Origin of the sequence: Amycolatopsis sp. cmx-4-54, from assembly GCF_046548895.1 — a bacterium.
Lineage (GTDB): Bacteria > Actinomycetota > Actinomycetes > Mycobacteriales > Pseudonocardiaceae > Amycolatopsis.
This window is the reverse complement of sequence record NZ_JAEBEJ010000005.1, coordinates 36,034-50,980: the sequence shown is the minus strand read 5'-3', so window position 1 is coordinate 50,980 and position 14,947 is coordinate 36,034. Positions and strand designations below refer to the sequence as shown.

Annotated in this window: 13 protein-coding genes and 1 pseudogene; 5 read left to right on the top strand and 9 right to left on the bottom strand. The window is 68.9% G+C overall.

Annotation, left to right across the window (positions count from 1 at the left end; genetic code table 11):
- Nucleotides 1-11 precede the first annotated feature (11 nt).
- From ACLJQ7_RS17450 to ACLJQ7_RS17440, 3 genes are all read right to left on the bottom strand, one after another.
- Nucleotides 12-686, bottom strand: a complete 675-nt coding sequence (locus ACLJQ7_RS17450) for a phosphonatase-like hydrolase (protein WP_410649796.1) — start codon at nt 684-686, stop codon at nt 12-14.
- Nucleotides 680-1,792 (bottom strand): TIGR03364 family FAD-dependent oxidoreductase, encoded by a 1,113-nt coding sequence (locus ACLJQ7_RS17445; RefSeq protein WP_410649259.1) that lies wholly within the window; start codon nt 1,790-1,792, stop codon nt 680-682. Before ACLJQ7_RS17445 ends, ACLJQ7_RS17450 begins: the two co-directional genes overlap by 7 nt.
- 182 nt (nt 1,793-1,974) lie before the next feature.
- Nucleotides 1,975-2,751 (bottom strand): GntR family transcriptional regulator, encoded by a 777-nt coding sequence (locus tag ACLJQ7_RS17440; RefSeq protein WP_007033614.1) that lies wholly within the window; start codon nt 2,749-2,751, stop codon nt 1,975-1,977.
- A 348-nt stretch (nt 2,752-3,099) separates the two neighbouring features.
- Between ACLJQ7_RS17440 and ACLJQ7_RS17435 the strand changes: the two genes are divergently transcribed.
- Nucleotides 3,100-3,906, top strand: a complete 807-nt coding sequence (locus ACLJQ7_RS17435) for a S1 family peptidase (RefSeq protein WP_410649258.1) — start codon at nt 3,100-3,102, stop codon at nt 3,904-3,906.
- 168 nt (nt 3,907-4,074) lie between these two features.
- Here the strand turns inward: ACLJQ7_RS17435 and ACLJQ7_RS17430 are convergent, their stop codons facing one another.
- A complete protein-coding gene (locus ACLJQ7_RS17430) occupies nt 4,075-5,181 on the bottom strand; it encodes an NAD(P)H-dependent flavin oxidoreductase (RefSeq protein ID WP_410649257.1) in 1,107 nt (368 codons plus the stop codon).
- A 181-nt stretch (nt 5,182-5,362) separates the two neighbouring features.
- Entirely contained in the window at nt 5,363-6,979 is a 1,617-nt protein-coding gene (locus ACLJQ7_RS17425; RefSeq protein ID WP_410649256.1) for an acyl-CoA synthetase, read from the bottom strand.
- A 61-nt stretch (nt 6,980-7,040) separates the two neighbouring features.
- On the opposite strand from ACLJQ7_RS17425, the gene ACLJQ7_RS17420 reads away from it, so the two are divergent.
- On the top strand, nt 7,041-7,829 hold the full coding sequence (locus ACLJQ7_RS17420; protein WP_410649795.1) for a crotonase/enoyl-CoA hydratase family protein: 789 nt from the start codon (nt 7,041-7,043) through the stop codon (nt 7,827-7,829).
- A 69-nt stretch (nt 7,830-7,898) separates the two neighbouring features.
- On the opposite strand, the gene ACLJQ7_RS17415 is transcribed toward ACLJQ7_RS17420, so the two are convergent.
- Nucleotides 7,899-9,458, bottom strand: coding sequence for an acyl-CoA synthetase (locus ACLJQ7_RS17415; RefSeq protein ID WP_410649255.1), 1,560 nt, complete (start codon nt 9,456-9,458; stop codon nt 7,899-7,901).
- A gap of 53 nt (nt 9,459-9,511) precedes the next feature.
- On the opposite strand from ACLJQ7_RS17415, the gene ACLJQ7_RS17410 reads away from it, so the two are divergent.
- Genes ACLJQ7_RS17410 through ACLJQ7_RS17400 form a run of 3 tightly spaced genes read left to right on the top strand, consistent with a single transcriptional unit; the run spans nt 9,512 to nt 12,761 of the window.
- The gene (locus ACLJQ7_RS17410) at nt 9,512-10,540 is read left to right on the top strand and encodes a Zn-ribbon domain-containing OB-fold protein (protein WP_410649254.1); all 1,029 of its coding nucleotides are present in this window, start codon (nt 9,512-9,514) and stop codon (nt 10,538-10,540) included.
- A gap of 8 nt (nt 10,541-10,548) precedes the next feature.
- Nucleotides 10,549-11,604, top strand: a complete 1,056-nt coding sequence (locus ACLJQ7_RS17405) for a thiolase domain-containing protein (RefSeq protein ID WP_410649253.1) — start codon at nt 10,549-10,551, stop codon at nt 11,602-11,604.
- Entirely contained in the window at nt 11,601-12,761 is a 1,161-nt protein-coding gene (locus tag ACLJQ7_RS17400; RefSeq protein WP_410649252.1) for a thiolase domain-containing protein, read from the top strand. The genes ACLJQ7_RS17405 and ACLJQ7_RS17400 overlap by 4 nt, the downstream gene beginning before the upstream one ends.
- Before the next feature lie 4 nt (nt 12,762-12,765).
- Here the strand turns inward: ACLJQ7_RS17400 and ACLJQ7_RS17395 are convergent, their stop codons facing one another.
- The 3 genes and pseudogenes from ACLJQ7_RS17395 to ACLJQ7_RS17385 form a co-directional block, all read right to left on the bottom strand.
- A complete protein-coding gene (locus ACLJQ7_RS17395) occupies nt 12,766-12,972 on the bottom strand; it encodes a hypothetical protein (RefSeq protein ID WP_410649251.1) in 207 nt (68 codons plus the stop codon).
- A gap of 18 nt (nt 12,973-12,990) precedes the next feature.
- A complete protein-coding gene (locus ACLJQ7_RS17390; RefSeq protein ID WP_410649250.1) occupies nt 12,991-14,013 on the bottom strand; it encodes a YhjD/YihY/BrkB family envelope integrity protein in 1,023 nt (340 codons plus the stop codon).
- 225 nt (nt 14,014-14,238) lie between these two features.
- Nucleotides 14,239-14,946, bottom strand: a pseudogene (locus tag ACLJQ7_RS17385) (transglutaminase-like domain-containing protein).
- Nucleotide 14,947: the final 1 nt, after the last annotated feature.

The following is a 14,947-nucleotide window of genomic DNA, read 5'->3' as shown; positions in this document are numbered from 1 at the left end:
TAAAGCTCCTTTTAGGACAGCAGGGCAGGGAGGTCGCGGACGGATTCGAGGACATGGGTGGCGCCGGCGGCTTCGAGCTCCGGCTTCTTCGCGGATCCGGTGAGCACGCCGGCGACGATCGAGGCGCCGGACCGCAGCCCGGTCCGGACGTCCGACGGGGTGTCACCGGCGACGGCGATCCCGCGGACGTCGGTGATTTCGAGCCGCAGCGCGGCGGCGAGGACGAGGTCGGGGAACGGGCGGCCGCGCACTCCCTCGCCCGGCGCCAGCACGGCGTCGGCGAGGCCGTGCCAGCCCAGGGCGTCCAGGATCGCGTTCTGCGTGGCGGGCGCGAAACCGGTGGTGAGCGCGACCTTCACCCCTTGGGCGCGCAGTTCCTGGATCGTCTGCTCGGCGCCGGGGATCGGCTCGCAGTGGCCGTCGGCGACGAGTTTCTCGTAGGCGTCCTGGAAGGCGGTGTTCGCGCGCCGGGCGAGTTCCTCGTCTCCGTCGAGCAGGGCGCGGAAGACGACGATCTTGGACTGCCCCATCGTTTCGACGACGTAGTCGAGCATGCCGGGGAAGCGGTTGTCCTCTTCGGACACTCCGGCGGCGGCGATCGCCGCGGTGAAGGCGCGGATCACCAGGCCGTCGTCGGCGACGGTGGTCCCGGCCATGTCCAGGACGACGAGTTCGGTGTTCACCAGGACAGCTCCTCTGCGGTGTCTTCGGCGATGGCGGGGGAACAGGTCATTCCCCGGCCACCCGGTCCGGTGACGAGCCACGCGTTGTCCGCGACGCGGGCTCGGTGCACGATCCGGGTGGTGTCGGTGGTCTGGGCGTAGACGCCGGCCCAGCGGCGGGCGATGCGCGGGAGTGGCCGTCCGAGCAGCGCCCCGGCGACCTCGGCCAGGTGGTCGTACGGGTCTTCGGTGGTGTCGAACGAGAACGGCTCGTCGTATTCGTGGGTGTCGCCGATGGTCAGCGAGCCGTCGAGACGCTGGACCATGAGCAGCTGCATCTTGTTGACCGCGGCGATCTCGCCCTGCGGCTGGCCCGCGTTGAGGCCGTCGAGCGCCTCGCCGCGGTACGCCGGGTAGTAGCGGAAGCTGTCCGCGTCGGCGACCGTGGTGGTGAGGGTTTCCCCGAGCGGCTCGGTCTGGGCCATCTGCAACCGCACGCGGCGGACCGGGGTCTGACCGGCGAGTTCCTTGACCAGGCCACCGGTCCAGGCGCCGGTGCACAGCACCACGACGTCGCCTTCGTGGGTCTCACCCGTGTCGTCGACGACGCCACGATCGGTCAGGTCGCGGATCTCGCGGCCGGGCACCCAGGTGTAGCGGCCGGATTTCGCCAGCTCGGCGCGCAGGGCGGGCTGGGCGACGCGCGGTTCGACGGCGGCGTCGCGATCGCACCAGAGCGCGCCGAGGAAGTCGCCGCGCAAGGCCGGGTTCAGCTCCCGGGTTTCGGCGGCGTCGAGCAGCTTGAAGCCGCGATCCTCCGTGCTCGCGGCCGCGGCCTCGGCGACAGCGAGTTCGGCCTCCGTGCGGACGACGGTGAGGGAGCCGTTCGGCCGGAAGCCGATCCCTTCGACCCGGTCCCCGATGCGCTCCCACAGCACTCGTGCCCGCGCGGCCGTCTCCAATTCGGGGCCACTGGCGCGGCCGCCGACCCAGACCAGGCCGAAGTTGCGCACGGACGCGCCCCTGGCCTCGGGTTCCCGTTCGATCTGGACGACGTCGTGGCCGCGTTCGACGGCCTGCCAGGCGTGCTGGGTGCCGAGCACTCCGCCGCCGATGATGAGGATTCGCACACCGCAGACGCTCGCCTGCGCGCACCAACGCTCCGTGACCCCCGCCCTAACCGCAGGTGAAGTGCCTCCGAAATGTGGACCAGACCTGTTATCTTCGCGTTACATTACTCCGCGTTTCGTCCTCTCGATGCGGTCGTTGAAAGTGCAAATACCGCGTTCAGAGGACTAAATGCGGGGGGCGGCTACTCCACGCGGCCCAATCGGGTCTCGAAGGAGAGCCGGTCGCCGCGAAAGAGCGACCGGACGCGCTCGAACGGGATGCCGTCCGGCCCCCACGACGTCCGGTGCATCAGCAGCATCGGCAGCGCCGGGTTCGTCCCGATCAGCAGGGCTTCCCGGGGCGTGGCGAGCACTGTCTCCACCCGCTCCTCGGCACCGTCGAAGACGACCCCGAGCCGTTCCCGCAAACAGGCGTAGAGCGACTGTGTGGGATCGAACACATCCATGAGCGTCGGGAATCGCGCGGCGGTGAGATAGGTCGATTCCAGCCCGACCCGCTCGTCGTCGGCGAGCAGCACCCGTTCGATGTGGATGACGTCGTCTTCGGGATCGATTTCCAGTTCCGAAGCCAGCGACGGACCCGCTTCCCGGCGTTCCAAAGAGATCAGATTCCGGCCCGGCTGAATGCCCTGCCTCCTGAGTCCTTCGGTGTAACTCACCAAGGCCAGCGGCTGGACGAGCTTGGGGCCCGCGACGTACGTGCCGCTCCCCTGCCGCCTGCTCAGCCGCCCTTCGAGCACGAGTTCGCCGACGGCCTGGCGGACCGTCGCGCGGGAAACCTCGAAGCGTTCGGACAGTTCCCTTTCGGTGGGCAGCACCGCTCCTTGCCCTAATTCGGAGATCACGTCGAGGAGATCGACTTTGACCGCGTAATAACGGGGAATGCGGCCGTGCTCGGGAATTCCGTCCCGAACCGGGCCGTCGGCGGGTGGATGAAGTCTAGGCGAACGCGCTTTCACGATCCAGATCCTAGGCCCGTTTCCCCATGCCTGTACTGACCCGAACGAAGTGTTCATGCCACGCTCACACTCGTGGACGAAAGGGGCACCTCGTTCGGCGGATCGGGCAGGCAGGACGGAGTGTTCAGCCTTCCGGCGGTTCCAGCGCTCGCCGGTCCAGGAGTAAGGAAGTTGGGCGCTCCGGACTACGCCATTCGTCGGCGGCCGGGGCCGGACGTCCGTTAATCACCACCATCGGCCAAAGATCCGAAGAAAGTCGGTTGTCCCGGCGTATGTCCACCTGCTGTAGTCAGTTGGCCGCAGTCAGTCTCCCTGCCTCCACTGTGGACAGCCGGAAGGAATGAACCCTTGGACATCAAGCGTCGGTTCAGCCTGCTCAAAAAGACCCTGATCGCCGTCGCGGCGGCCGGAACCCTGGCGGGTCTCGCCACGGCTCCGCAAGCCGCGGCCGCGCAGCCGCCGTCGACCGACGTGGTCGGCGGCACCCGCGCCGCTCAGGGTGAATTCCCTTGGATGGTAAGGCTTTCCATGGGCTGCGGTGGTGCGCTCTACACCCCGCAGATCGTGCTGACGGCCGCGCACTGCGTGTCGCGGACCGGGGCCAACACGAGTATCACCGCCACGCTCGGCGTCGTGGACCTGCAGAGCACGTCGGCCAAGAAGGTCAGGTCGACCTACGTGCACCGGTCGCCGACCTACCCCACCTCCACCGGCGGTGACTGGGCCCTGATCAAGCTCGCCAGCCCGGTCAGCGGAATCCCGACGCTGCCGATCGCCACCACGACGGCCAACAACAGCGGCACGTTCACCGTCGCGGGCTGGGGTGCCGCGACCGAGGGCGGGGCGCAGCAGCGTTACCTGCTCAAGGCCAACGTGCCGTTCGTCTCCGACTCGACCTGCAAGGCTCAGGGCGGCAGCTACGCCGACCTGATCGACAGCGCCGAGATCTGCGCGGGCAACGTCAACTCCGGCGGCGTCGACACCTGCCAGGGTGACTCGGGCGGCCCGATGTTCCGTCGTGACAGCGCCGGTGCCTGGATCCAGGTCGGCATCACCAGCTGGGGCGAGGGGTGCGCGCGGGCGCACGCTCCCGGCGTCTACACCGAGGTGAGCACCTTCGCGACCGCGATCAAGAACGCGGCCGCCGGTCTCTAGGTCTCATCGCGCACGGCATGCCATGAAAGGTCCTTTCCTAGCAAAATTTGCAAGGAAAGGACCTTTCATGGCGTTCGGGGGCGCTTCAGCTTCACCCCGGCGTAGTGAAGGCCTCCTTCCCTACCCCGAAGGTAGGCAAGGAGGCCTTCACGGACTTCGCGGGGGATTTCAGCGGGTCTTGTCCAAACGCGACAGTGTCTCTTCGTAGCCCGACACCAGCTCCGCGATCACGTCGCCGACCGGGCGCACCCGGTCCATCCGCCCGACGATCTGTCCCACCGGCATCGAGACCACGCTCGGATCGGCAGCGTGGTGGATCCGGTTGTGCGCGTGGGACACCAGCAGGTTCTGCAACGGCATCGGCAGCGGTTCGGGCGCGTCGGGGGCGGCCCACGCCTCGGTCCACCGCGTCTTGAGCAGCCGTGCCGGTTTGCCGGTGTAGATCCGCGTCCGGACGGTGTCCGACGAACCCGCCGCGACCAGCGCGCGCTGCATCGCCTCCGACTCCCCCATGGTCTGGAGGTATTCCTCGGTGGCGAGCCAGAAGGAACCCATCCACACCCCGGACGCGCCCAGCGCGAGCGCCGCCGCGACCTGCCTGCCCGAGCCGATCCCGCCGGCGGCGAGCACCGGGACGCGGTCGCCGACGGCATCCACGACCTCGGGCAGCAGGACCATCGACGCGATCTCGCCGGTGTGCCCGCCCGCCTCGTAGCCTTGCGCCACAACGATGTCGACGCCGTTGTCGACGTGCCGCACGGCATGTTCCGCCTTACCCGCCAAGGCCGCGACCGGCACGCCCTTCGCGTGACATTGCTCGATGACGTCCACCGGCGGTGACCCCAGTGCGTTGGCGATCAACCGGATGGGGTGTTTCAGCGCGACCTCGACATGGGACCGGGCGACCGAATGCAGCCAGCCCAGCACTCCCGCGCGTTCGTCGGTGTCGTCCGGCAGCGGCGGCACCGCGAGGTCACGCAGCGTCCGCTCCACGAAGTCGCGATGCCCCTGCGGGATGTGTTGCGCGAGATCGATCGACGTCCCTTCGGCCGGGATCTTCGCGGGCATCACGATGTCGACGCCGTAGGGCTTCCCGCCGGTGTTCTCGTCCATCCAGGACAGGACGGCGTCGAGCTCGGCGGCGTCGTTGAACCGCACGCATCCCAGCACGCCGAGGCCGCCCGCCCGGCTGATCGCCGCGGCGACGTGCTCGGACGGGGTGAACCCGACGATCGGCAGGTCGATCCCGAGCCGGTCGCACAGAGACGTCCGCATGAAACTCCTTAAGCCGGTTGGTGAACCCGCGTCCGCGATCGACGTCGGCAGGACGCTGACCGCCAGATACCTCACCGATGCGGAGAGGGCGTCCTGCCACCGCGATAGCGGGGCCTACGGCCGGGCGGGTTCACGCGTTTGGTCGCTTTCGAGGTGACTCTTCAGCTCCGCCAACAGGCTGCTACGCCGGTTGAATGCTGACGGGCTCGTTCTCGGAGGCGTAACGCTGCGCCCAGGGATAGTCCGGTTTACCGCTGGGCGAACGCCCGATCTCCTCCGCGAGCCAGAGACTGCGGGGCACCTTGTAGCCGGCGATCTCGGTCCGTACGTGCGCTTCGAGCGCGGCGAAATCGAGCTCCTTGCCGGAGCGCGGCTGGATCACCGCGGCCACCCGCTGGCCGAGCCGGTCGTCGGGGATGCCGATGACGAGCGCGTCGAAAACGTCAGGATGCGACTTGAGCGCGCCCTCGACCTCCTCCGGGTACACCTTCTCGCCGCCGGTGTTCACGCACTGCGACCCCCGGCCGAGCAGGGTCACCGTGAGGTCTTCCTCGTAGCGCGCGTAGTCACCCGGGACGACGTAGCGTTTGCCGTCGACCTCGACGAAGATCTTCTCGGTCTTCGCGGGATCCTTGTAGTACCCGAGCGGGACGTGGCCGCGCCGGGCGATCAGGCCGATCGCGCCCGGCTTCGGCTCGACGAGCCCGCCGTCGTCGTCCACGAGGATCGCGTCCTTGCCGAAGTTGACCCGGGGGCCGGCGGAATGGTCGCTGTCCTTGCTGACCATGCCGATGCCGGTGAACCCGCTTTCGGACGAACCGATCGCGTCGGTGATCACCACGTGCGGGAGCAACGACAGGAATTCCTGCTTCACCGACTGGGAGAACAGGGCGGCGTGACTCGACACCGCCACGATCGACGAAGCGTCGTAGTCACCCTCGCGATAGGCGTCGATCAGCGGCCGCGCCATCGCGTCGCCGACGATGGTGAGCACCTGGACCTTGTTGTCCTGCACGGCTTTCCAGACGTCGTGCGCGTCGAACCGAGGGACGAACACGACCGGGCTGCCGGTGAACAACGCGCCGAACGCGGCCCACTGCGCGGCGCCGTGGATCAGCGGCGCCGCCGGGAGCCGGACCAGGCTGCCCGACTTGCCCTGTTCGGCGAGCGTCCATTCGTCCGGGACGTACTCGCCGGTGACGAAGTTGATACCGCCGCCGAGCGCGCGCCAGATGTCCTCGTGGCGCCACAGGACGCCCTTGGGATACCCGGTGGTGCCGCCGGTGTAGAGGATGTAGATGTCGTCGGCGCTGCGCTCGGCGAAGTCCCGCTCCGGGGACCCTTCGGCGAGCGCGGCTTCGTAATCCACGCCGCCGTAGGACGAGCAGTCGCCGTCACTTCCGTCGTCGACAACGACAACGTGTTTCAGTTTCGGCGTCTCCGGCAGGACCGCCGCGACCTTGTCCGAATATTGGCGCTCGTGGACCAGCGCCACGAGGTCGGCGTTGTCGAACAGGTACCGCAGTTCGCCGTGGACGTAGCGGTAGTTGACGTTGACCGCGATCGCGCGCAGCTTGTACGCGGCGATCATCGATTCCAGTGCCTCGATCGAGTTCCGGGAATAGACACCGATGTGGGATCCGGGTCCCACGCCGTGTGCGGCGAGATGATGCGCCAGCCGGTTGGCGCGCTCTTCCAGTTCGGCGAAGGTGACCCGCCGATCGCCGCAGACGACCGCGATGCGCTCCGGCACGGCGTCGACGGCGTGCTCGAGTAGATCCGCGATGTTGAGTGCCACTCCCACAAAGTAGAACATGTTATCGTTCCGGGCAATGGCCGCTCTTTTGACGGAGGTCCCGGTGGGCGAACCGCACGCGCTGGTGGAAAAGATCGAACACACCCTCGTGGTCACGATGAACCGGCCGGAGGCCCGCAACGCGCTCAGCGGCGAGATGCTCGGGATCATGGTCGAGGCGTGGAACCGGGTCGACGAGGACGACGACATCCGGTGCTGTGTGCTCACCGGTGCGGGCGGCGCGTTCTGCGCGGGCGCGGATCTGAAGTCGATGTCGAAGAACTCGCCGTCGGACTCGTTCGAGAAGGGCACGTTCGACCCCAGCAAGATCGAGGGCCTGCTCAAGGGTCGCCGGCTGACGAAGCCGTTGATCGCGGCCGTGGAGGGCGCCGCGATCGCGGGCGGGACGGAGATCCTGCAGGGTACGGACATCCGCGTCGCGGGCGAGAGCGCGAAGTTCGGCGTTTCCGAGGCGCGGTGGAGCCTGTTCCCGATGGGAGGTTCGGCCGTGCGGCTCCCCCGCCAGATCCCGTACACCGTCGCCGCCGACCTGCTGCTGACCGGGCGGCACATCAAGGCGGCCGAGGCACTGGAGATCGGCCTGATCGGCCACGTCGTCCCCGACGGGAGGGCCCTGGACAAGGCACTCGAACTCGCGGGCCTCATCTCCGCGAACGGCCCGCTGGCGGTCCGCGCGATCCTCAAGACGATGCGCGACACCGAGGGCATGCACGAGGAAGAGGCCTTCAAGCTCGACGCCCAGTACGGCATCGAGGTCTTCGCGAGCGAAGACGCGAAGGAAGGCCCCCGCGCGTTCGCCGAGAAGCGCAAGCCCGTCTTCCGTGGCCGCTGACCCCCGCGTTTCGTCCTCTGGATGCGGTAGTTCGGGAGTGAACTACCGCGTTCAGAGGACGAAACGCGGTCAGGGGACGGGGTGGCCTTCCCAGTAGGGGTCGCGAAGCTTGCGCTTGTAGAGCTTCCCGTTCGGGTCGCGCGGGAGTTCAGGCAAGTAGTCGACGGAACGCGGGAGCTTGAACTTCGCCAGCCGCGACCCCGCGTACTCCAGGATCTCCGCGGTCAGCTCCTCGGAGGGCTCGACGCCGTCCGCCGGCTGGACGACGGCCTTGATCGCCTCACCCCAGTCCTCGTGCGGGACGCCGAACACCGCGACGTCGGCGATCTTCGGGTGCATCACCAGTTCGCCCTCGATCTCCGCCGGGTAGATGTTGACCCCGCCCGAGATGATCAGATCCGCCTTGCGGTCGTGCAGGAAGAGATAGCCGTCCTCGTCGAGATGCCCGACGTCGCCGAGGGTGAACAGGTCCCCGACCCGCGCCTTGTCCGTCTTGGCCCGGTCCTTGTGGTACTCGAATTTCGAGTCGCCCATCTTCATGTACACCGTGCCGGTCTCGCCGGCGGGCAGTTCCGTGCCCTCGTCGTCGAGGATCCTGATCGTCGAACCCGGCCACGGCAGCCCCACCGAACCCGGTTTCCTGAGCCATTCCTCCCCCGAGATCGCCGTCCCGCCGCCTTCGGTGGCCGCGTAGTACTCGGTGACGACCGGGCCCCACCAGTCGAGCATCCGGCGTTTGACCTCCAGCGGACAGGGCGCGGCGCCGTGGATCATCACGCGCAGCGAACTCAGGTCGTAGACCGCGCGGACGTCGTCCGGCAGCGCGAGCAGACGGCGGAACTGCGTCGGGACCATGTGGCTGTGCGTGACGCGATGCCGCTCGATCAGCCGCAGCATGTCCTCGGCGTCCCACCGGTCCATCAGCACCGCGGTATGCCCCAGCTGCAAGGAAATCGCGACGAAGTTCAGCACCGCCGTGTGATAGAGCGGCGACCCGCACAGGTGCACGTGATCGTCGTGCGGCGCGAGCCCGAAGATGCCGAAGAACCACGTCGACGCGCCGGGAACGGAGTCGGGGTCGGCGCCGGTCAGCGGACGGCGGACCCCCTTGGGCCGTCCCGTGGTACCCGACGTGTAGAGCATCGGCGAGCCCGCCGTGCGCCGCCCCGGACGCCCGTCGCCCTCGCCGGAACCGAGTTCCTCGATCCGGCGGAAGCCCTCGACGTCGCCGACGGCGAACCGCCCGCGTTCCGGGATCCCGGCCTCGTCGGCGGCCGCGATCGCGACGTCGGCGAAGCGTTCGTGCGCGAGGAAGGCCTTGGCGCCGCTGTCGGACAGGATGTAGGCGACCTCCGGCCCGACGAGATGCCAGTTGACCACCACGATGTACAGACCGGACTGGATGGCGGCGAAATAGGCCGCGACGAGTTCCTCGCCGTTGGGCTGCAGGACGACGACCACGTCGCCGGCCTCGAGCCCGAGGGCTTGCAGCCCCCGCGCGTACGCGTTCGCTTTCGCGGCGAGCTCCCCGTATCCGAGGGAGCGGCCGTCCGGATCGACGAGTGCGACCCGCTCCGGCTGGCGTTCGGCGATGTTCCAGACCCCAAGTGTCCCGGTGGCAGTCGACATACCCACAAATCTAGAACGCGTTCCACTCAAGAGCAACCGTCAGCAAGGCCCAGATGACCAGTCTTGCCCGAAAATCGAGAACGTGTTTCACTCAGAATGTGAGCGCACCTGAACTCCCGCTGTCGGCCCCGCTCAACGTGGGCTTTGACTACACGCGTTCGGTCGGCCCGGTGCTCGGCCGGTTCGTCAACGCCCTGCGCGAGCGCCGCGTCGAAGGTGTCCGGGGCAGCGACGGCCGCGTCCACGTGCCACCGCTGGAATACGATCCCGTGACCGCCGAGGCGCTGTCCGACTTCGTGCCGGTGGCGTCCGAGGGCGTGATCGTCTCCTGGTCCTGGATCGCCGAGCCCGTCGACGGCCAGCCGTTGTCGCGGCCGTTCGCGTGGGCGCTGATCCGGCTCGACGGCGCCGACACCCCACTCCTGCACGCGGTCGACGCCGGCTCTCCCTCGAGTGTCCACAGCGGACAACGGGTCCGGATCCGCTGGGCGGACGAGACCGTCGGCCACATCCGCGACATCGCCTACTTCGTCCCCGCCGACGGGCCCGACACCGAAGTCACCGAGGCGCCTCCTCCGGTCGCGAAACGCGAAGAAGGCGCGCCGGTCAGCGTGGTGATCACGCCGATCCACCTGCGCTACGAGCATTCCGCGTCACCGGAAGAAAGCCGGTACCTGCGCGGGCTCGCCGAGGGGAAGCTGATCGGCCAGCGCTGCCCGTCCTGCGAAAAGGTCTACATCCCGCCGCGCGGCGCCTGCCCGACCGACGGCGTCCCGACCACCGACGAGGTCGAACTGCCCGACACCGGCATCGTGACGACGTTCTGCATCGTGAACGTGCCGTTCCTCGGCCAGAAGATCAAACCGCCGTACGTGGCCGCGTACATTCTGCTCGACGGCGCGGACATCGCGTTCCTGCACCTGGTCCTCGGCTGCGACGCCGCCGAGGTCCGGATGGGCATGCGGGTCCGGGCCGCGTGGAAGCCACGGGACGAATGGTGGACGTCGTTGGAGAACATCGGCCATTTCGAACCGACCGGCGAGCCCGACGCGCCGTACGAATCCTTCGCCCACCATCTGTGAGGACCACCGTGCCAGATGTAGCAGTCGTGGGCTTCGCGCAGGCCCCCAACGTCCGCAGCACCCCGGGCACCACCAACGGCGTGGAAATGCTGGTGCCGATCTTCGCCGAGGTCTTCGAGCGGACCGGTCTGTCCAAAGAGGACATCGGGTTCTGGTGCTCGGGTTCCTCGGACTACCTCGCCGGCCGCGCGTTCTCGTTCATCGCCGCCGTCGACGCCATCGGCGCCTTCCCGCCGATCCACGAGTCGCATGTCGAGATGGACGCCGCCTGGGCGTTGTACGAGGCCTGGCTGAAGATCCGGATGGGCGAGGTCGAGACCGCGCTGGTCTACGGCTTCGGCAAGTCTTCCGCCGGGCAGCTGCGCCGGGTGCTGGCCCTGCAAATGGATCCGTACGTCGTCGCGCCGCTCTGGCCGGACTCGGTGAGCGTCGCCGGGATCCAGGCGAGGCTGGGGCTCGAATCCGGGCTCTGGTCGGAAAAGGATCTCGCCGAGGTCGCCGCGCGCAGCCGTGCGGACGCCGCCGGCAATCCGGCCGCGCAGCTCTCCGGGACGGTCGAGATCGCCGAACTGCTGGACGCCCCCTACTTCGCGGATCCCTTGCGGGCCCACGACATCGCCCCCATCACCGACGGCGCCGCCGTGCTCGTGCTCGCGTCGGCCGAGCGGGCGGCGGACCTCGTCGACAGCCCGGCGGTGATCAGCGGGATCGAGCACCGCGTCGACTCCCCCGCGCTCGGCGTCCGGGACCTCACCAAGTCACCTTCGACGGCGGCGGCCGGGCGGGCGCTCGATCTCGACGGCGTCGAAGTCGCGGAGCTGCACGCACCGTTCACGCATCAGGAACTGATCCTGCGCGACGCGCTGGGCCTCGGTGACCGGGTGCGGATTAATCCCTCCGGCGGCGTCCTGACCGGCAATCCGATGTTCTCCGCGGGGCTGGCACGGATCGGCGAGGCGGCGAACCGCATCCTCGACGGCAGCGCGCGCAAGACCCTCGCCCACGCGACCAGCGGCCCCGTCCTCCAGCAGAACCTGGTCGCGACCTTGGAGGTCCTCTCGTGAAGCACCTCGCGGCCGTACTCGGAACCGGCCAGACCCACCACAAGGCCAAACGCACCGACGTGTCCATGCCCGGACTGCTCCGGGAGGCCATCGACCGGGCGATGCTCGACGCGCAAACCGGCTGGGACGACATCGACGCCGTCGTCCTCGGCAAGGCACCGGATCTGTTCGAGGGCGTGATGATGCCCGAACTGTTCCTCGCCGACGCGCTCGGCGCGACCGGGAAACCGTTGCTGCGCGTGCACACCGCCGGTTCGGTCGGCGGGTCGACCGCGCTCGTGGCGGCGTCGCTCGTGCAGGCCGGCGTGCACAAGCGGGTGCTGACCGTGGCGTTCGAGAAGCAGTCCGAGTCGAACGCCATGTGGGGGCTGTCGATCCTGCCGCCGTTCCAGATGCCGGTGGGCGCCGGAGCGGGCGGCTATTTCGCGCCGCACGTGCGCTCGTACATCCGGCGATCCGGTGCGCCCGACCACGTCGGCGCGATCGTCGCCGCCAAGGATCGCCGCAACGGCGCCCTCAACCCGTACGCTCACCTGCGGCAGTCCGATATCACGGTGGAGTCGGTGCAGGCGTCGCAGATGCTGTGGGACCCGATCCGCTACGACGAGACGTGCCCGTCTTCGGACGGCGCGTGCGCGATGGTGATCGGGGACGAGGCCGCGGGCGACGCCGTTCCCGGTGGCGCGGCGTGGATCCACGCGACCGCGATGCGCACCGAACCGACCACGTTCGCCGGGCGCGACCAGGTGAACCCTCAGGCCGGACGGGACGCCGCGGCCGCGCTGTGGCGGGACGCGGGGATCACCGACCCACTGTCCGAAGTGGACGCCGCCGAAATCTACGTGCCGTTCTCGTGGTTCGAGCCGATGTGGCTGGAGAACCTGGGCTTCACCGAGGAAGGCCAGGGCTGGAAGCTCACCGAGGCGGGTGAGACCGCGATCGGCGGCCGCTTGCCCGTCAACCCGTCGGGCGGCGTGCTGTCGTCGAACCCGATCGGCGCGTCCGGGATGCTCCGGTTCTCCGAAGCCGCCAAACAGGTGATGGGCCGGGCCGGGGACTACCAGGTCGACGGCGCGCGGATCGCGCTCGGGCACGCGTACGGCGGCGGTTCGCAGTTCTTCTCGATGTGGGTGGTGGGATCGGCCAAACCGAGCTGATCCTTCAGCCGATCTTGGCTTCCTCGACCGTCCCGCGCCTGACCCGTAACCGGATTCGATCCGCCCGGAGGTTCAGTATCACGGCTCCCGGCCGGTCCAGATCGAGGATCTCGACCTGGAAGCCGTCGGCCTCGCACTTCGAACGTGCCTCGTCCACCCGTGAACCCACGAGTTCGGAGAGCGCGAACGACGGTACTCGAGCACCGGACATCCGAGATTCTCCCTTCGGTCAGGGTCGCCGGCGCGGCCGGAGGCGTTGCGCGGCCAGCGTCGCGACCACCCCGGTCACCGCGCCCACCAGCACCGGCTTCAGCCCGTGCCGGTCCGGTGCCGCCACCACCGGCCGGACCACCACGGGCGGCGGCGGCCGGACCGGGTCCGGCGGGGCGTCGCGCGCGGTCGCCGTCCAGGCTGTCACGAACACCAGCATCCGGGCCACCAGCGAGATGAAGAAGATCAGGCCGATGATGGAGCCGAACGCGACCCCGGTCGGCGAGTCGCCGATCAGCCGCAGGTAGATCCCCCCGGCCAGCTTCAGAAGTTCGAAGCCCAGCGCCAGCGCGACCGCGCCCCGCATCGCGCTGCGGACCCCGACCGGCTTCCGCGGCAGTCGGGTGAGCACCCAGAGGAACACGAGCCAGTTGGCCAGCAGCGCCAAGGGAATCGAGATCGCCGATAGCACGTTGTGGCCCCAGGCGGTGTCGTCGACCCCGGCCAGCCCCAGCAGGTACCGGCCGAGCGCGGACCCGGAAATGGTGATGGCGAAGGACACCAGGAGCGCGCTCGCGAGGCCGAGCAGCGCGAGCAGGTCCGCGGCGATCGTGCGCAGCAGGGGGAGATCCGACCGGTTCTGGCCCCAGAGCGCGGTGAGCGCGTCGCGGAGCGCGTTCATCCAGTTCCAGCCGGAGTACAACCCGATGATCAGACCGATGATCCCGACACTGGTGCGCTGCTCGACGAACCCGGTGAGCAGTTCCCCCGCCTTGTCACCGAGGCCGCCGGGCAAGGTGCCGGTGATCGCGCTCAGCATCGACTCGATCAGCTGCGGCTGGCTGGCCAGCACGAAGCCCGCCACCGAGACCGCGACCATGAGGATGGGCACCAGCGAGAACAGGCTGAAATAGGTGATCGACGCGACGTAGTGGTAACCGCCGTACTCGATGTAGCGGTTCACGGCCCGCGCCACGTGGTCCAGCCAGCGGTAGCGGGCACGCAGCCGCTGCCACTTCGTCGGTGCTTGCTTCTCCCTCACACGCCAATGTCTACCCCAGAGCCTGTTGACGGAGCTGAAGGCTCACCTCAAAAGCGGCCAAACGCGTGAACCCGCCCCGGCCGAAGGCCCCGCGATCGCGGTGGCAGGGCACCCGTTCACCCATCATGTGGCGTGACCACCCGGCTGTGCCCTGCCGACGTCGATCGCGGACGCGGGTTCACCAACAGACACTCAGCGAGGTCACGGCTCGTGGTCAACACGCGATCAAGCGAGCGCGATCAGCTCCGAGCCGTCGTCCTCCGGCAGTGACGGGCCCGCGGTCGCCAGCACGGTGTTGCCGAGAAAGTCCAGCTCACAGCCGAGGGTGGAGAGGAACGCGGTGTCGGCGGCGTCCCGTCCGGTCGCGATCCGGCACAGGCTCTGCCTCGGCGCGAGACCGGTGGCGTCGAACACGTACCAGCGGCCGCCGATCGCGGCCTCGAACACGGCGTGGAAGTCCATTGGGGACAGTCCGGGCGCGTAGACCGCGGCGAACCGGGCGGGGATGTCGAGCACGCGGCACAGCGAGATGCAGACATGCGCGTAGTCGCGGCAAACCCCTGCCCCGGATCGCCTCCACCTGGGCGCGCGCGTCGGGCAGCCCGCCGAAGCGGGACAGCGCGAGCCCGCCCATCCGGTCCGAGGGGCAGTACCGGCTGGGCCTGGTGTAGCGGATCAGATCGTCTTGGCCGACCGGCTCGGCGTCGGCCGGGTCGAGCGCGCGTTCGGCCCGGTACCGCACGACGTGCTCCCCGGACGGCAGGTCGACGAGCTGGGCCCGGGTCCCGTTTCGAACGCCACCTGGCGCGGCGGCGCGGGATAGGCGAACTCCTCCTGGGTGGCCCCGCCCGCGAGCGCGACCACGAACGCGGCGGGGCCGGGTTTCGTGACCCGGAAGGACATTTCGACGTCGACCTGAACGTGGGGACCCATG

What these genes read in the sequence shown, in the direction of transcription:
- ACLJQ7_RS17430 (WP_410649257.1), bottom strand. Translation starts at nt 5,181, where the DNA reads ATGCGGACGTCTCTGTGCGACCGGCTCGGGATCGACCTGCCGATCGTC.
- ACLJQ7_RS17415 (WP_410649255.1), bottom strand. Translation starts at nt 9,458, where the DNA reads ATGTCGACTGCCACCGGGACACTTGGGGTCTGGAACATCGCCGAACGC.
- ACLJQ7_RS17410 (WP_410649254.1), top strand. Translation starts at nt 9,512, where the DNA reads ATGACCAGTCTTGCCCGAAAATCGAGAACGTGTTTCACTCAGAATGTG.
- ACLJQ7_RS17395 (WP_410649251.1), bottom strand. Translation starts at nt 12,972, where the DNA reads ATGTCCGGTGCTCGAGTACCGTCGTTCGCGCTCTCCGAACTCGTGGGT.